We start from the raw sequence: 17,186 nt of genomic DNA, 5'->3' as shown, positions 1-17,186 counted from the left end.
GATCCCGGCAAGAGGCCGGGAGACAAGTTCATTAATTACTGATTCCAGCCATCATCGTCGTGGGAATTTTCCGGAACCGGAGCTTCCGGGGTTTCACCCGTCACCACCGGGGATTCCATGATCTTTTCATCGACCGGCTTGAGTTCCGGAGCGGCAACACTGGAAGTCTCTTCGGACTTTTCAGAAATATCGACATTGCCGATGTAGTTGCGGATGATTCTCGGAGTAACAAAGATCACGAGGTCCTTCTTCGTGATAGACTTGCGGCTATACTTGAAGAGGTTGCCAAGCAGCGGAATATCCTTGAGGAACGGGATACCGCTTTCGCTTTCCGTGTTTTCATTACGGGTAAGGCCACCGATCACGACCGTTTCACCGTCAGCCACGACCACCTTGGTCTTTGCTTCCTGGGTCGAAATCACGACTTCGCCCTTTTCGTCATAGCCATAGGAGTTGTTTTCCGGATGGAGGTCGAGCAAGATGCGGTTGTCGCCAGAAACATGCGGCGTCACCGTGAGCTTGATACCGGTTTCAACCATCTTGGTCGAAGATTCACCGCTATCGTCAATCACGCGGATGGAGACCTTGTCACCCATGAACACCTGAGCTTCCGTGTTATCAAGCGTAGAAACCTGCGGGCTGGCGAGCACTTCCGTAGAAGCATCACCCATCAAGTTCGAAATGGCAATCTGGAGATTGTTGTCGAGGAGGCTTGCCGTAATGGCGGTACTAGCCTTGCCCACAGCCGGAGAAGTTCCGTTCGGGAAGGACTTAATAGCACCACTGATTCGACTTGCACCGGCCTCAGCAGCACCCGGAAGAGCAGCAGTACCAGGAGTAAGGGTTGCAGACCCCACCGCAGCAGTCCAGTCCACACCAAGTTCACGGGCCAGTTCACTGTTCACGACAACAAGCTTAGCCGTAATCATGATCTGGAGCGTTTCAACGTCAAGTTCGGTAAGGGCATTGCCCATCTGCTCGATCTTGCTTTCAGTATCGTAAACGATGATGGAATTCGTGCGTTCCACGACAGAAATCTTACCGCGATTGGACTTCATGCTTTCAAGCACCTTGACAAGTTCATCGGCCTTGGCGTGATGTACCTGGAAATTCTTGCGGACAAGAGGCGCCGTCTGTTCAGCCTGATTTTCTTCGTCAGCAATTTTCTTTTGCTTTGCCTGATACGTGCTCAAGCGCTGGATAGAAATGTACTTGTCCTGAATCACCCATGTAAGGTCATTCATGTTACAAATAATGTCCAAAGTTTCCTGCCAGGTCTTCTTGGTCACACGCAAGCTGATCTTGCCCTTGACATCCGGGGCAATCAAAATGTCCACACCTGCAATCACCGACACAGAGCGGAAAATGGCTTCGTAGTCCATGTTGACGAAGTTGAAATCATATAACTTCTTATTCGGAGCAACGGAGCCTTCGGCAGGAGCAGCCCACGCAGTAGCAAAACTTGCCACCATGATAAGAATAGTCAGAATTTTAGTCAGCTTTTTCACTTTTGACCCCCAAATTTATCGGGAAGACCCATAGAGTAGCGACGGCTCACCCCGAATTCCTGAATCAAGAAGAGCACATCAGTTTGTGTAATTTTAAGAACTTTTCCGTTCATGATCTTATCGCCTTCCTTAATCGTATAAGACACGCTCGGATTCTTGGTTTCGACGAGGATAGCCACCGGCTCCTCGGCTTCCCAAATAATACCCACCAGTTCCACCTGGTCGATGTTGATACCTTCCTCGACCAAGCCCTTGATTTCTACGAACGGATCGCGACGACCAAACGAACTATAAGTCACGCGGTCTTCATAAAGTTCATCGAGGGCGCTTCCAACAGGTTTCATGCCCTGCGTGAGCATTTCACCGCGTTCCTGGTCCACCTTCTTGAGGCGTTCCATCTGCACTGCAGAAAGTTCATCGGTAAAGCTTACCGCACGGCGGTTCACGTAACCAATCTTGTTGCCCACCTGGACCTTGCGATAAAGCCCGTTCAAGTCCATATTCACAAGGCGGTCGCCAAAGACCACGCGCTGCATCACCTGAGCCTTTTCACTCGGAGCCGCATAGAATTCTGTTTCGTCGGCAACAACAATCAGTTCTCGCACGACCGGACGCAAATGGAACGTCTGAACGCTAGAAACAACCTTCTTGCTTTCCTTTTCGTAAGTCTTCACAAAGTCCGAAAATTCCGAGACCGCATCCGGCGACTTCATCCAGTCGCGTACATAAATGCCATTCGGACGGGCGCTCCAGAAGACAAATCCATCGCGACGGATTGCATTTTCAGCAGTCTGCAGGATCAATGCACCTTCCTGCACAAGAATCACAGGCTTCGCACCGGCTGAAAGCTGGATATTGAGACCATCCATATCCCAGAACACCGACTTCACAAGAGAGCCGGCGCTCACTTTAAACACAGGCGACCTTTCAGGACCCTTAACCGAGATCTTGATCACAAAGGATGCATTCGGCATAGAAACTTTGTCTATGCTAAGGCGAGTATCCGCCTCCAATCGGAACTGTTCCATGCCAGAACCGATAAGGACTGTCATTTCCTTGATTCCCGGAAGCAACGCGGAAGCTCCCGCCTGGGCCACGGGCACAGGAACAGGGGCCATATTCTGGGCAGCCGCCTTTTCAGCCGCTTTGCGTTCGGCAGCGAGGCGTTTTTCCTCTTCGCGGGCAGCCTTGCGATCGAGAGCGGCTTGCTTTTCGGCGGCCTTGCGGTCTAACACAGCCTGTTTTTCTGCCGCTTTGCGTTCAGCAGCGAGGCGCTTTTCCTCTTCACGGGCAGCCTTTTCTGCCGCTTTCTTATTTGCGGCATAAAGCTTCGACAGCGTCCAGGACTTACCGTTCGAACCCGCAAACTTCAGAAGGAAACTAGACTTGTTAAGAGCAATGGCGTTTTTGTCCGAATTGACGGAAGCGCCGACCTTGATCTCGATCTTCAAGAAATCCATGCCGCGGTACGCTTCCTTGAAAACCCTCATGGAACGTACAAACAACGAAGACGGATCGACATCGTACTTACCGACGCCAAGAGCAAAGTCTGATTCAGAGAAACCAACCGTCAAAGTGTTGGAAGCGTTATCGTATTTCTGATAAAATGTCGGCAAATTCTTGTCAGAGGCAAACTGGAATTCCATCTGGCAATTGTTCGCGCAATTGAAACGAACATCCTTAATCAGCGCAGCCTGTAAAGCCACGGCACTCGATAACAGCATAAGAAGGAACTTGCATTTCATTATTTGCCAACCTTCTTGGATGTATAAGTGGTCAAGTTGAAATTCACCGACATGGTAATCGGAGTCCAACCGTGTGTTTCAGCCTTCTGCACCTCGGCAGCGATGCCGGAATAGCGAGAAAGTCTCAAGTTCGTAATCGCAGTCGGGTAATTGAAGTTTGCAATTTCGGCAAACAGGTAGCCAAGCATGTGGTAACCGGAATTGACTGCAATGGAATAGCGGTTCTCGATGTAGTGTTCCCTTTCGGAACGTCCTTCAGGATTGAACTTCTGGATCTGCACACCGGAACTGCGAAGCACAGAATAGAGGTCCTGCAAGCGGAGCGGCACCTTTTCTTCTTCCGGGAACATTTCCTTCAGCTTCTGGAAATCCTTTTCGGCCTGTGCGAGCTGCATTTCTAGTTCTGCCACGCGATGCTTCTTGGAATTGATCTTATCCAGTTCCTTCTGGGCCGATATTCTCTGGCTTTCCAGATTTTCGTATTCTTTCTGGAACGGATCCCACATATACGTATAGCCAGCATATATACCCAACAAGATAACTGCAATCATCACGATGCAGTAAATATTTTTCTTGTCTTTAAAGTCAATATTAAGGTTGCCCATATCAACCCTCCTCTCCAAGATCGCGATTGAGTTCGACCTTGAGTGTAAAGCTGTAAGCTTCGTCGCCATCGACCTTCGTTGTAGAAATAGTCACCAGCGAGACTTTCTTTACGCTGACCTGTTTTTCGAGCTTGACCATGTATTCAGCCACCTCGGAAAAGTCGAATGTCGTCCCTTTCATTTCGAGGTTGAACTCGCTCACCTGCGAAACGCTGGTAAGCCACATGTTTGGAGGCAATACAGACGAAATGTTTTCGAACAGCACCACCCAGCGCTTTTTGCTGATCTGAATAGACTTAAGCGCATTGATCTTGGTATTAATGATAGACTGGTTCTTTTCAAGTTCGCTGATTTTCTTGAGCAGCGGGCGTTCACGTTCAACTGCAGAACGCACAGACTGGAGTTCAGCAGTCTTGCTAGAAATTTCCTGCAACGTATAAGCGTAAACAAACAAGGCCACAAAAATAGCGACAATGAAAAAGACTGTCGGCCACACCACGCGGCGGTCCGTAAGCCAAGTCAAGTCCGTTTGCTTTTTGCGGTGATCGCTTGGCAAAAGGTTGATCGTAATCGCAAGCGCCTTGTTGGCGCCTTTATTCTTCTTCGTAGCCATTAGAACTTCCTCATTGCAAGTCCCAAAGCCGGGGCGTAAATGTTAGACAGGGCAACCGACATGCCTTCCTTATCGACCACACTGGAATCGCATTCCACAGAGCGGAACGGGTTCACTGTAGCCGTTTCAATGCCAGTCTTCTCGGCAATATATTCCAGAAGGCCCGGAACGGCAGCACCACCACCACCGATCAAGATCCTTTCGAGCGGACGGGAATCTTCCGCAGAGGAATGATAGCGGATACCAAAAGTAATCTGGGACATCAGTTCTTCGAAAGCCACCTTCATCGCATCTTCGAGAACCGAAATAGCCACGCCTTCAATAACCTTCAAATCGTTTTTCTCAAACATTTCATGACATTTTTCGGCAGGAATGTCGAGGCTTGAAGACAGCTTATTGATGATAACATTTAGCGAACCGCCATTCATAGATCGTACGGAATGGAACGCACCATCCTGAATAAAGCCCACGCTCATCTTGTTATCGCCAATATTGAAGATAGCGGTTGTCTTCTTGCGTTCTTCGTCCGAAGCCGTCATAACAAACGAATTCAGAAGACCAAAGATATCGACATCCAGCGCCGAAAGTCTAATGCCCTTGCGCGTAAAGAACTGCGCCCAGGAATCAAGCATGGAACTCTTTGCCGCAACCACATTCACCTTGACTTCGTCGCCTTCACGAGATACGACCTCGTAGTCCAGCACGTTGTCCTGATCGTCAAACGGCGGACGAGACTGCGCCGTCTGAACGATAATGGCTTCTTCGTTACCGTTCTTCGGAACCTTGATCGAGAGGCGATCGACGAGTACGCCACCTTCACCGGCACCGCAGTTCACGGAAGCAACAACATCCACATTTTCATCAAGCGGATGACGGAGCAAAAGCTTGGAGAAGGCTTCGCCCAACTTGTCGAAACCGTCCTTTTCTTTCTTCGCACCCTTTTCTGCAGTCAAATCGTCGGAATCACGTCTTTGGATAAGACCATTGATGATGGAGCCTGCGGGTACAGGTTCCAAATCCACTTCGCGCACAATCCTTTTACCGTTAGCATCATGATAGACCTTAACGTACTTGATGCTGTAGTGGCCAACATCTATGCCAACAGTTTCGCGCTCTCCACGAATTCTAGCAATCAATCCTAAAGCCAAAATAAACTCCGATAAGTAACAATACTATGTAAATTTTACTTTCATAAACATCGAATGTCAAGAGAAAATCAATTCTAAATCACATAAATCTAAGTTGTTACGCTATTTACCTCGTTTTTCTTCGACTTCGTTTTACGAGTAACCTCAAAAATGTACTGGAGGACTCGTTCCTGAGTCCATGCATACGATCCGGTGAACACCGCCGCAATGGAATTGTACAGCGGATAATCAGGATTCCGGTGTCCCAGGTTGTTCAGAACCTTAACATCCACGGTCTGCACACCAAACGTCGGAAGCTCAAACGAAATCGAGAATTCCTGGTCCGGCTTGCAATCAACAGCAAGCCCAAGCAAAATACCACCAGCAGAAAGGTCATAAAGCATTCCCGAATGCTTTTCCCCATTCGGAAATGTTGCGGTCACCGGGAAATCGACAACTTCACGGACCCACTTACGCAGTTGTTCCTTATCCAGTTGATTGCAATGCGTAAAAACAACTTTATCAGGGGTAGCGGCAAGAACCACAAGCCTCTTTGAATAAACGGCGTCGTTCATTCGAGTCCAGCGGATCAGCACACGCGAACCCTGCAATGTCTTGGCTAGAGAAACAGATCCATCAATCTTCACACTCCAGGTTTTCTCAGAGCGTTCAAGAATTTTTGCACGCTTAAAGACCTGTCCACTTTCAAATTCCAAATCCACGCGATCATCCACGTTAAACTGTCTCGTCGAGCAGACCATCGTCAAAGGATTGGATCCCGTAAAATCCATTTTGCGTCTCAAGCCCGCGATCGCTTCAAGCGTTTCGTCACGGACGGAAAACACATTGCGGATGCGATAAAATTCCGAGACAGCGGCTTCAAAAAGTCCTGACGAGTTCAGCACAGCGTCCTTGTTTTCGAACTTGGACGAACGCACGAGCTTTTCCAGGGTACGTACTTCCTTGGGCGTAAATTCAAACGCCTTGATCTTCTCGTTGAACGCATCTGTACCAAACATCACCTCATTTTCGCGACGGTTGTACATGAGCTGAACTTCAATCAGCACCAATGCGACAAACGGAAGAACCGGAAGGATATAGTACTGGAAAATTCTCCAGACTTCTTGAAACTCGCTAGTCATCAGACCTCACTACAGTTCTGTCCAGACCCCGTTGATGTAGCTTGCGAGGATGGAAGACGGCAGTTCCTTGCCCGTAAGCGGGGAATTGCAGACATGGCCTGCAAAGTCGCTTTCGAGAACCTTGTGCGTTTTTTCCGGAGCGAGCACCACCACGCTTTCGCCGGCTGATTCTGCACCCGCCAAACGAGCAGGAGCGGTCGAGAGGAGTTCGATAGCACGAACTTCGCCCACCTTAGCAACAAGTTTGTTCCAAATAGCAGGGAGAGCAACTTCCAGGGAGAGTGCGCCCGGCACGGAGTCTTCGAAGTTCACAACCGTATCCTGACGGAGTACCGGCGTGTGGTTCACGCTAATCGCATTGACCGTACCATCGGCAATGCCCTGCCACAGAGCTTCGCGGTCTGCAGCGGAGCGGATCGGCGGGAGGATATGGTATGCGGAGTCAAGCGTTTCGAGGCAGGAATCGTCCAAAAGCAGGTGGTACAAGTTCACATCGCAAGTGACATCGATACCGTTCTTGCGGGCGTTACGGACAAGTTCAAGAGTTTCACCGCAAGTGACCTGCTTGAAGTGTACCGGCACCTGGAGGAATCGAGCAGTTTCAAGAACCGTGTAGGCGGCAATCGTTTCGGCAATGCGCGGAATGCCCTTCATGCCGAGCATGTCGGAGTAGGCGCCTTCGTGAACGCAACCGCTGTGGCGGAGCGTCTTGTCCATCGGCTGGAAGAAGAAACGCTTGCCCGTCATCTTGCCGTATTCCATCGCAAGGCGGAGGAATCGGGAATGCGGAATGACACCGTTACCGTCGCCAAAGCCTGCGACTCCAGCTTCGGCAAGTTCGACCATTTCAGCCAAGCTATCCGTGCCAAAGCCCTTGCTGTAAGCACCGAGGAACTTGATATCGAAAGCTTCTTCGCCGCGTTCTTCGGACTTGAAGCGGTTCACCATCGCAGTGAACTTGTCAGCATCGTCAATCGGGTTTGCAGCGCTTTCATAAAGGCCACCGTAAAAACCACCCTTGCGCATAGCATCGAAGCCATCGGCAAACGTGTAGACATCGTCACGGAGCGGTTCCATAAAGTCAAGGCCAAGGCCAAAGAGGGCCGGCATCACAAGCGCGCCATTGCAGTCAAACTCAACCGTTTCGGCGTTTTCGCAAGCGTTCAGGCGAACTTCGCTCTGAAGTTCAAAAGACTTGCCGTTCCAGAACTTTGCATTTTTCAGAACGACATTCACAAGACGACCCTTACAAGGTTTACGCATTTTCATTGTTGCGACCTCCAGCCAAAAGGAAGAGAACGGCCATACGGACGGCGACACCGTTGGTCACCTGATCAAGAATTACAGAATGTTCGCCATCGGCGATGTCGGAATCGAGTTCCACGCCGCGGTTGATCGGACCCGGGTGCATGATGATGACCTTGTCCTTAGCGCATTCGAGGAGTTCTTCCGTGATGCCGAACGTGTTGCGGTATTCGCGCATGCTCGGGAGGAGAGCGTCATCCATACGTTCTTTCTGCAAGCGAAGAGCGATGATAGCGTCGGCGTTTGCAACTGCCTTCTTCACGTCCGGTTCCCACGTCACGTGGTTCATGAGGTCCGTGTTGCGCGGTACAAGCGTCGAAGGTCCGCAGAGCGTCACGTGAGCGCCCATCGTGGACATGCCCCAAAGGTTACTGCGAGCCACACGGCTGTGGCGGATATCGCCAATGATCGTCACGTTCTTGCCTTCGAGCGTTCCAAGCTTCTCTTCGATCGTCAGCATGTCGAGGAGAGCTTGCGTCGGATGTTCATGGGCACCGTCGCCAGCGTTCACGATAATCGCGTTGCTGTTATCGGCAAGGAACTTAGGAACCCCCGTCCCCTTGTGACGGACGACCACGATGTCAATCTTCATGGCTTCGATGTTTCTGAGCGTATCGACGAGCGTTTCGCCCTTCTTGACGCTGGAATTCGAGCTTGCGAAGTTCACCGTATCGGCAGAGAGGCGCTTTTCGGCAAGTTCAAAGCTGGTACGTGTACGGGTGCTGTTCTCGAAGAACAAGTTCACGACCGTCATGCCCCGGAGGCTCGGCACCTTCTTGACCGGGCGTTCGAGAATTTCGCGGAACTGTTTTGCATGGTCCAGAATCAGGCGGATATCATGCTTGGACACTCCACGAAGTCCAAACAGGTGTTTAATTTCCAAAGCGCTCACTTTACGCCTCCACTTCTACGAGATAAACGGAATTTTCTTTATCAATGGGTTCAATTGCCACGCGGACTTCCTGGTTCCTAGCGGTTTCGACCGTAAGGCCTGCGCAATCCGGTGCAATCGGGAGTTCACGGTGACCGCGATCCACAAGTACGCAAAGGCGGATAGCCGCCGGACGACCAAGGTCCAAAATGGAGCGCATGGCAGCAAGTGCCGATCGGCCCGTGTAGAGCACGTCATCCACAAGAATGACCGTCTTGCCTTCCACCGAGGCAGGCATTTCAGTAAAGCGCATTTCTGTCGCCACCTTCTTGCGGTAGTGGAAGTCGTCACGGTAGTACGTGGCATCGAGGCTACCCATTTCGATGGGCTTGCCAAATTTCTGGGTCAGGCGTTCGGTGAGCTTTTTAGCAAGCGGAATACCGCGGCTAGCCATGCCGAGCACGATCATATTTTCGGCGGACGGATGCATCTTCGCAATCTTCGCCGCCATCTCGTCCAGCGCAAATTCCATCGTCTGCGCCGTAAGAAGCTCGCTTACTTTTTTGCAGTTATCGTTCATATTAATAAATAGACAGTAGGAAGTTGTCAGTGATTAGGTTTCAGTTCATAGAATATAGAGTCCAGAACTTAAATGAGTCATCCTCGACCCCGTCATCCTCGAAGCGAAGCGTAGGGGAACCATAATTTCTCGTATCTACGTTTGGGAGGGGATCCATACTGTTCTAGAAGGACTACATTCATTTTTCATTCCTCAGTCATAACATAAGTATCAGATGACAACGAGAATGTAGATTTTTTAGGGGCGATTTGCTTTGGAAAGTTGTAAAACACCCGCTATATTTGTATATATAAGGCGAAAACAGCTTTTTGCCAAAAACTAATCACTGTTTACTAACCACTAATCACAATTAATGGAGTCCCCCAAATGGCATTTAATCAGTTAGACAAACCGCAGGCAGGCGAAACCATCGCCATCATGAAAACCAACCACGGCACCATGAAACTCCGCCTTTTCGAAGAAATCGTCGGCGAATGTGCAACAAACTTCATCGAACTTGCAAAGCAGGGCAAGTACGACGGCGCTCCGTTCCACCGCATCATCAAGGACTTCATGATCCAGGGCGGTGACTTTACCCGTAAAAACGGCACCGGTGGCCACGCCGCCAAGGGTCCGGGTTCCACCATCGGTGACAAGTACGACAGCCGCCTCACCCACGTCCGTGGCGCTCTCAGCTGGGCAAAGACTGCTATGCCACACTCCATCGGCAGCCAGTTCTTCATCGTCCACGGCAACAATGTGCACTTCCTCGACCACGACCAGTGCGGCCCGGGTCCGGCTGACGGCTACTCCGTATTCGGCCAGCTTTACGAAGGCTTCGAAGTGCTCGACGAAATCGCCGGCGTCGATACCGACCGTATGGACCGCCCGTACGACGACGTGATCATCGAATCCGTCACGATCGAAAAGGCCTAGTTAATTAGAAATTAGGAAATCGGAGTTCGGAATTAGGAGTTATTAAATTCCGAATTCATAATTCCGAAATCCTAATTTTTGGAAAATTTTTTTAAAATTTTTCCAAAGCACCCTTGACACGCGCATCAACTCATTCTATATTTGTGCGCGTCCTCGGGGTTATAGCTCAGTTGGTAGAGCGCCTGCATGGCATGCAGGAGGTCAGGAGTTCGACTCTCCTTAGCTCCACTAAAAAGACTCGCTTAAAAAGCGGGTCTTTTTCATTTTGTACAAAATTCTCCCCCCGCTATAACCAAAACAAATACATCGGTAGAATAGCACGAAAATCTATTACTTTTTTGGACAAGCCCGTCATTATAAAATAATATTTTTGTATTTTATTCAACACTATGGTCAGGCTTACAAAAAAAATTCCGCTCGTTCTCTCCATCGGGAGCGTTTTATGCTTCGCCGATAACGCAAACACCGTCTGCGACGCCTCCAAAATGGACGCGTTCGCCTATGAGGACTGCATCGCAGTTCAACGAGGAGCGAAGCTTGACAATACGGACTTTTCCGAAAGAGCAGCCCCTCCTGCCGAGCTGATTTCTGAATCGTACGTCGAACCATTCTCTTACGATCCGTTCAACCGCGACGCCTATCTTACATCTTCCTTCGGCGAAAATCGCGGCACCCGCTACCACGCCGGTATCGACTATTCCACACAAATGGAAGAAGGCTGGCCAATCTACGCTCCAGAGAACGGTTACGTCAGGGAAATCAAGATTTCGCCATTCGGTTATGGCAAGGTCATGTTCTTCGAAGGCGAAAGCGGCAAGACCTGGGTATTCGCCCACCAGAGCAGCTTCACACAGACTATAGAAGACCTCATCAAGCAAAAGCAGTACGCCACCAAGAGTAACGACATTTCCATCAAGCCAAACACCAGATTCCGCAAAGGCGACACACTCACATTTTCCGGAAGCACAGGAATCGGAAATCCTCATTTGCATCTTGAAGTCCGCCTGAACAAAGACGACATCACTTCGCCCTGCCAACTCGGCGTCAAATGTCTCGACACCATAGCACCGCAAATTTTTGGAGTCGCCGTTTGGCAAGGAAACGAACTTACACTCACAACCGACGACGCTCTCCGCAACGGCTGCGTCGAAACGCCCGTCAAGAACGAGTTTAACTTGTCCATGGCCATCAAGATTGCCGACTACAGCCGCGAACCCAAAGAAAATCCGATGGCCATCCGCCGACTCGAACTGTGGCGCTATAACGACAAAATCTATAGCAAAGTCATGGACAACCTCAGCTATAAAAAGATGATTGATATCCGCAATGAGCTTCTTTGGGCAGAAGAAGCCGATACCGCAGGCGACTGGCACTACATCAACGCTAAGCTCGGTCCTATTTCAACTTACAGGCTCGAAATCGAAGACTTTAGCGGACACATCATCAAGCGAGAATTCAATTTCCACAAGTCCTGCAAAAGCAACGGCAAGTTTGTCCTTACCAAAAACCAGAACACGCCGCTTTATACGTTCTTGAGCAAGAGCATGCTCGACATTTACCGTTGCGAATCGGGTTACAAGTTCGTCGCACTGAACAAGGATGAACAGCCCATCAACAACGACCTCTGCAAGATTTTCGACCACAGTAAGCCACTCCCGATTGGAAAAATCGTCGAGACGTTCCCCGAAACAAGATTTATCCGCTACAGCGCCGATGCAGGCTCCACAGGCACTGGCCGCAGCGTGAACGAACTCATTTCAATTTATCCTTACGGCAAGTACAAGACAAGCATAAACTGGTACACCAAAGTCGGCAACGTGAAAATTTCCCAGAAGATTTCAGGCATTCCAGTTGTTGGCGATACATCGCAACGCGTTCTCGCCGTCACGCGCAATCAAACGGATAGCGTAGACTTTTACGAATTCCATCCGAAGGGATTACAGTTCTACGGCAAGTGGAATGTATGCATCGAAAACGACGACAGCCCGGCCCCGCTTTACTGGCTTGGAGAAACAACTCGCAGATGGTTCTATTTCGACAAGCAGACAGGCGGAAAGAACCGCTGCGCAACAACAAATGAACTCAGAGATCTAGCCAACATCTCCGATGAAGACGGATTTTCACTCGGCTTCCCTTATTGGACAGAAACACTTGTCGGAGGACGCCTTCAGTCAGCGCTTAAAATTCCACTTTATTCGAGATACGCTGGAATCCCGGACGGAAACGCAATTACGGTCAAGTACAAAAACAAATGGATTGCAGCTGAATACGATTCCGAGCCGCGCGAAATCATCTTACTCGGTGACGCCCTCCCCGACTCAGGCGAAACGATCACCATAGAAATCACCGACGATTCCAAGCGCAAGACTAAAAAGGAAATCTTAATCCCGGGATTCTAAAGTTCGCGGTAAAGCGTGAGGCGGCGCTTGCAACCAAGCGCAAGCCGAATAAGATCACGGATTTTGTCGTTTAAGCGCGGAAAATCAACAGGATGGACGGCAATGCGTGGAACGCCGAACGGGAATTTCAAAATACCTTCGGCATACACAAAAGCAGCACCTTCTGTAGATTTCGGAATGCCTGCAAAACTCGCCACCGGCGATGCATAGCGAACGCCTTCGGCGGTCGTAAGCGAGAAGCGGTCTTCGTACAACATTTTTTCAGCACGGACTTGCCTTGACAAGAACTTGTTGCTAAACCAAGTCGGCGGAACAAACGCCACTGGCGCTTCTGCATTTCCATTTTCATCGGCAAACAGTTTTTTCCAGGATTCTAGAGCCGCTTGCAAAAGGCGGCTCGATTCGTACTCGGAAAGCCCCGCAAATTCAGCCTCGCCACCCGTGAGATTCATGCCCACCAGCCCAGCGTAACTGCGGCCCTGGCTAAATTCAGCCTTGTGCTTAAAGCCATGCAGCGCAAGTTCAAAGCCTTCGGACTTGAATCTGGCGAGAGTCGCACGAAAACCCTTAACGGCATCATCTGTAGCATTCTCCGTATCGGGAATCACGAGTAAGCTAAAAGGCCCTCCAACCAAATCCTTGAGTTCTTCAAGAATCGGGGTCACTTTCTGGTAGTTCCAGACGCTAAGATCATGAAAACAAAGGAGAAAACGCTTGCACATGGCAGTGAAGATAGTAACATTAGACGAAAGAACGGACCTTCGGTCCTACAGACTAGAGACGAAAGAGGAATAATGGCGCTTCGCGCAATCAAATAACTCAAATTCTCTCGTCTTTCGTCTCTCGCCTCTCGTCTAAAAGCTACATTTACCTTACTATGTTCGAATCTATCATTCTCGGCCTGTTGCAGGGCCTCGCCGAATTTCTCCCCATCTCCAGCTCCGGCCATTTAGTGCTCGGGCACGAACTTTTAGGCATGAACGAAGCAGGCATGTTCTTCGATATCATGCTCCACGCAGGCACACTGCTTTCAATCTTCGTAGTGTTCCACAAGAAGATAACGGACATCATCGTCGGTTGCCTCCGCCGTGACCGCGACCAGCTCCGCGAAGCAGGCTACATCATTCTCGCAAGCATTCCGACAGCGCTTATCGGCCTCGGCTTCAAGGACGCTCTCGAAGGCCTGTTCGAAAACCCGCGCGCCGTCTGCGTTGCAGAACTTTTCACCGGCCTTCTGCTCTTCACATCGCAGTGGGGACCGACCGGCGCCAAGCACCCGGATAACGAAGGCGTCAAGATGAACTGGTGGCGCGCTCTCGTGACCGGCACCGTGCAAGGCATCGCCTGCATCCCGGGCATCAGCCGTAGCGGTTCGACCATCAGCGCCATGATGTTCATGGGCGTGAACCGCAAGTACGCTGGCGAATTTAGCTTCCTCATGAGCATTCCCGCCGTCGGCGGAGCAGCCCTCCTCGATTGCATCAAGTGGATCAAATGCCAAAACATGACTCCAGAAAAGGCACTCCTCGACCCGGAAAAAGCTTTGAAGTGCGTTGACGCCGGCGGATTCACCCCGGAACTCCTGGTCGGCATGGTCGTCGCATTTATCTTCGGTGTCATCGCCCTCAAGTGGCTTATGAACTTTGTCCAAAAAGGCAAGTTCCAGCACTTCGCCTGGTACGTCTGGGCAGTCGGCATCCTGGGATTGATCCTCTTGTAGTCAAGCTTTTGCATATAACAAAAGAACCCGCTCAACAAAGCGGGTTTTTCTTTTATTGCTATTTAAGCTTCAAAACTATTTATGCACAAAATTCACAAAGAACAGAAGACCGGTCGTTGACAAGCTTTTCTGAGAAGGACTCATCGACACATGAGACGTGTAGAACTTCATCCCCAGTAAAGCACCATTTGATTTTCCGGTATCATAAGCAACCGACAATGCAAAAGCGACACCTTTTCCATCCTGGTACGTTTCAGACAAGAAGTTAGAAGAATTTGCCGTCCAGGAAAAGCCAAGCGAAGCCGACAAGTGGAGATGATCTATTGGGTAGAATATGACGCTAGGACCCAGGTAATAGCTATTGAACTGAGTATAGAATTCTTCCTTGTGACCGTATCCGTCAACAAGGTCTGCCCCGTAGCGATTTCCGACACCGGAAAGTTCCCCAGCAACCCATAAATTGGGAAGAATCTTTTCGCCCACACGAACATTCAGGGTAACAGCAAGATCACTGCATTTGGGGCAATGGTCCTCATAGCTATTACCATTAACAGATGATGACGCATCACCAATACCGAGGCCAGCATCAACATAAATTGCAAATGACTGGGCCGCAGCCATAAGAATCAACAGGAAAAACAACTTTTTCATATTTTGCTCCAAAAAATAGGTTTTCATACAATTTAAAAAATACAAGTATAAAAAACCAATCTTTCTGTCATTTTTTCTTCACAAACCATTGGCACGGTTCTTGCATATACTAACGCGAAAACAAGGCGGAACAATCATTTTGTTTCATTTTGAAACTAGCCAATGGTTACAACCGCTTAAAATTTTAACAGTGAACGAAAAACAGCGACCTTAACACGAAACCTTATATACCGCGCAAAGCGCCAAATTAATCTTTCGTCTTTCGTCTCTAGTCTTTCGTCTAAAACAGGAGATTAAAATGGCAACAGAAAAGATGGAGTTCCAGACCGAAGTTCGCGACATGCTGAACTTGATGATTCATTCTCTTTACAGCAACAAGGAAATTTTCCTCCGCGAATTGGTTTCTAACGCAGCAGATGCACTCGACAAGCGTCGTTTCCTCTCGCTTTCGAACTCCAGCCTCCTCCCGGTGGGCACTCAGTTGCGCATCGATATTTCGGTGAACAAGGAAGGCAAGCGCCTCGTTGTTGAAGACAACGGTATCGGCATGAACAAGGAAGACTTGATCAACTGCTTGGGCACGATCGCCCGTAGCGGTACCAAGAACTTCATCAAGAACTTGAAAGACGCCGACAAGAGCAGCGTCGATTTGATTGGTCAGTTCGGTGTGGGTTTCTACTCCGTATTCATGGTTGCAAAGAAGGTCGAAGTCTTGACGCTCAAGGCCGGCGAAACGCAGGGTTACTTGTGGAGCTCCGAAGGCACGGGCGATTTCGAAATTTCTGAAGCCCCACTCGACAAGGTCGGCACGAAGATTACGCTTTATCTCAAGGACGACGAAGACGCCGATGATTTCGCTAGCGAATGGAAGATCAAGGACATCGTCCAGAAGTACAGCGGTTTCGTGAGCTATGGCATTTACTTCCACCCGGAAGCCACCAAGAACGACAAGGGCGAACTCGAAGAAAAGCCCGAAGAACGTTTGAACGACAAGACCGCTTTGTGGCGCCAGAGCGAAAAGGAAATTACCGAAGAACAGTATAAGGATTTCTACAACGTCATCAGCCACGAAGCTGACGAACCGGCCGCCTGGAGCCACAGCCACGCCGAAGGTTCTCAGGAATTCTGGAGCCTCGTTTATATTCCGTCGAAGGCCCCGTTCAACATTTGGCACAACGACGCTTTGCACGGACTCAAGCTCTACGTGAAGAAAGTCTTTATCATGGACGATTGCAAGGATCTGCTGCCGCCGTGGTTGCGTTTTGTGCGCGGCGTGGTCGATTCCGAAGACTTGCCGTTGAACGTGTCCCGTGAAATTTTGCAGAACAACAAGATTATCACGAACATCCGTAAGCACGTGATCAAGAAGGTGCTCGACGCCTTGCAGAACATGGCCGACAAGGATGTCGCGAAGTACAACGCCTGGTGGCGCGAACTCGGCATGGTCTTGAAGGAAGGCTTCTACATGAACTGGGAACATCTTGACGAACTCAAGAAGTTGCTCCGTTTCGAAAGCACCAAGACCGAAGGCGACGCTCTCGTAAGCCTCGACGAATACGTAAAGCGCATGCCGGAAGGCCAGAAGGAAATCTACTACCTCGTGGGCGACAAGAACGCCATTAAGTCGAACCCGATGCTCGAAGCCTTCAAGGCCAAGGGCTACGAAGTATTGCTCATGAGCGACGGCATCGACGAATTCATGATGTCCAGCCTTACGGAATTCGGCGACAAGAAGTTCCACGATATTTCCCGTGGCGATGTGGACTTCGAAAAGACCGAAGAAGAAAAGAAGGCCGAAGAAGAAAACAAGGGTATATTCAAGGGTCTCTGCGAAGACTTGCAGAAGGTCTTGGATGCAGACATCAAGGAAGTCCGCGTGTCTAGCCGCCTCAAGGACAGCCCGTGCTGCCTCGTGACTAGCGAAGACGCCATGAGCGCCCAGATGGAACGCATGATGAAGGCCATGGGCCAGAAGAACTTGCCGAAGTCCAAGCGCATCTTGGAA

At 49.9% G+C, this 17,186-nt stretch carries 15 protein-coding genes and 1 tRNA gene; 5 read left to right on the top strand and 11 right to left on the bottom strand.

Features of this window, described 5'->3' with window-relative positions; all coding sequences use genetic code 11:
- Nucleotides 1–35: 35 nt before the first annotated feature.
- The 9 genes from pilQ to pyrR all read right to left on the bottom strand — a co-directional run bounded on the left by pilQ (nucleotide 36) and on the right by pyrR (nucleotide 9,496).
- Entirely contained in the window at nucleotides 36–1,508 is a 1,473-nt protein-coding gene (gene pilQ, locus ACJMM9_RS02655; protein WP_405323627.1) for a type IV pilus secretin PilQ, read from the bottom strand.
- Nucleotides 1,505–3,253, bottom strand: coding sequence for a hypothetical protein (locus tag ACJMM9_RS02650; protein ID WP_405323624.1), 1,749 nt, complete (start codon nucleotides 3,251–3,253; stop codon nucleotides 1,505–1,507). Before ACJMM9_RS02650 ends, pilQ begins: the two co-directional genes overlap by 4 nt.
- Nucleotides 3,253–3,858 carry a type 4a pilus biogenesis protein PilO gene (locus ACJMM9_RS02645; RefSeq protein WP_173467633.1) on the bottom strand — a complete coding sequence of 202 codons (606 nt, stop codon included), beginning with the start codon at nucleotides 3,856–3,858 and terminating at the stop codon, nucleotides 3,253–3,255. The genes ACJMM9_RS02650 and ACJMM9_RS02645 overlap by 1 nt, the downstream gene beginning before the upstream one ends.
- 1 nt (nucleotide 3,859) lies before the next feature.
- On the bottom strand, nucleotides 3,860–4,471 hold the full coding sequence (locus ACJMM9_RS02640) for a PilN domain-containing protein (RefSeq protein ID WP_088639417.1): 612 nt from the start codon (nucleotides 4,469–4,471) through the stop codon (nucleotides 3,860–3,862).
- Nucleotides 4,471–5,619 carry a pilus assembly protein PilM gene (gene pilM / locus ACJMM9_RS02635; RefSeq protein WP_405323619.1) on the bottom strand — a complete coding sequence of 383 codons (1,149 nt, stop codon included), beginning with the start codon at nucleotides 5,617–5,619 and terminating at the stop codon, nucleotides 4,471–4,473. Before pilM ends, ACJMM9_RS02640 begins: the two co-directional genes overlap by 1 nt.
- A gap of 89 nt (nucleotides 5,620–5,708) precedes the next feature.
- Nucleotides 5,709–6,740, bottom strand: a complete 1,032-nt coding sequence (locus ACJMM9_RS02630; RefSeq protein ID WP_405323616.1) for a PilZ domain-containing protein — start codon at nucleotides 6,738–6,740, stop codon at nucleotides 5,709–5,711.
- Nucleotides 6,741–6,749: 9 nt separating this feature from the next.
- Nucleotides 6,750–8,009, bottom strand: a complete 1,260-nt coding sequence (locus ACJMM9_RS02625; RefSeq protein WP_405323613.1) for a dihydroorotase — start codon at nucleotides 8,007–8,009, stop codon at nucleotides 6,750–6,752.
- A complete protein-coding gene (locus tag ACJMM9_RS02620; RefSeq protein WP_012820097.1) occupies nucleotides 7,996–8,937 on the bottom strand; it encodes an aspartate carbamoyltransferase catalytic subunit in 942 nt (313 codons plus the stop codon). The genes ACJMM9_RS02625 and ACJMM9_RS02620 overlap by 14 nt, the downstream gene beginning before the upstream one ends.
- Before the next feature lies 1 nt (nucleotide 8,938).
- Nucleotides 8,939–9,496 carry a bifunctional pyr operon transcriptional regulator/uracil phosphoribosyltransferase PyrR gene (gene pyrR / locus ACJMM9_RS02615; protein ID WP_405323608.1) on the bottom strand — a complete coding sequence of 186 codons (558 nt, stop codon included), beginning with the start codon at nucleotides 9,494–9,496 and terminating at the stop codon, nucleotides 8,939–8,941.
- A 366-nt stretch (nucleotides 9,497–9,862) separates the two neighbouring features.
- On the opposite strand from pyrR, the gene ACJMM9_RS02610 reads away from it, so the two are divergent.
- The 3 genes from ACJMM9_RS02610 to ACJMM9_RS02600 all read left to right on the top strand — a co-directional run bounded on the left by ACJMM9_RS02610 (nucleotide 9,863) and on the right by ACJMM9_RS02600 (nucleotide 12,810).
- Nucleotides 9,863–10,411, top strand: coding sequence for a peptidylprolyl isomerase (locus ACJMM9_RS02610; RefSeq protein WP_405323605.1), 549 nt, complete (start codon nucleotides 9,863–9,865; stop codon nucleotides 10,409–10,411).
- 155 nt (nucleotides 10,412–10,566) lie between these two features.
- Nucleotides 10,567–10,639 (top strand) — tRNA-Ala (locus tag ACJMM9_RS02605).
- 161 nt (nucleotides 10,640–10,800) lie between these two features.
- Nucleotides 10,801–12,810, top strand: coding sequence for a M23 family metallopeptidase (locus ACJMM9_RS02600; protein ID WP_405323602.1), 2,010 nt, complete (start codon nucleotides 10,801–10,803; stop codon nucleotides 12,808–12,810).
- Here the strand turns inward: ACJMM9_RS02600 and ACJMM9_RS02595 are convergent.
- On the bottom strand, nucleotides 12,807–13,532 hold the full coding sequence (locus ACJMM9_RS02595) for a polysaccharide deacetylase family protein (RefSeq protein WP_405323599.1): 726 nt from the start codon (nucleotides 13,530–13,532) through the stop codon (nucleotides 12,807–12,809). The two genes, ACJMM9_RS02600 and ACJMM9_RS02595, sit on opposite strands and share 4 nt — an antisense overlap.
- Nucleotides 13,533–13,687: 155 nt before the next feature.
- Here ACJMM9_RS02595 and ACJMM9_RS02590 point away from each other — a divergent pair, with 155 nt between their 5' ends.
- Nucleotides 13,688–14,530 carry an undecaprenyl-diphosphate phosphatase gene (locus ACJMM9_RS02590; protein WP_405323596.1) on the top strand — a complete coding sequence of 281 codons (843 nt, stop codon included), beginning with the start codon at nucleotides 13,688–13,690 and terminating at the stop codon, nucleotides 14,528–14,530.
- 75 nt (nucleotides 14,531–14,605) lie between these two features.
- On the opposite strand, the gene ACJMM9_RS02585 is transcribed toward ACJMM9_RS02590, so the two are convergent.
- Nucleotides 14,606–15,181, bottom strand: coding sequence for a hypothetical protein (locus ACJMM9_RS02585; protein WP_405323593.1), 576 nt, complete (start codon nucleotides 15,179–15,181; stop codon nucleotides 14,606–14,608).
- A gap of 298 nt (nucleotides 15,182–15,479) precedes the next feature.
- Here ACJMM9_RS02585 and htpG point away from each other — a divergent pair.
- On the top strand, nucleotides 15,480–17,186 hold a 1,707-nt coding region (gene htpG, locus ACJMM9_RS02580; RefSeq protein WP_405323590.1), incomplete at its 3' end, for a molecular chaperone HtpG.

Origin of the sequence: Fibrobacter sp. (assembly GCF_045112255.1) — a bacterium.
GTDB lineage: Bacteria > Fibrobacterota > Fibrobacteria > Fibrobacterales > Fibrobacteraceae > Fibrobacter.
This window is presented reverse-complemented; position numbering and strand designations above follow the sequence as displayed.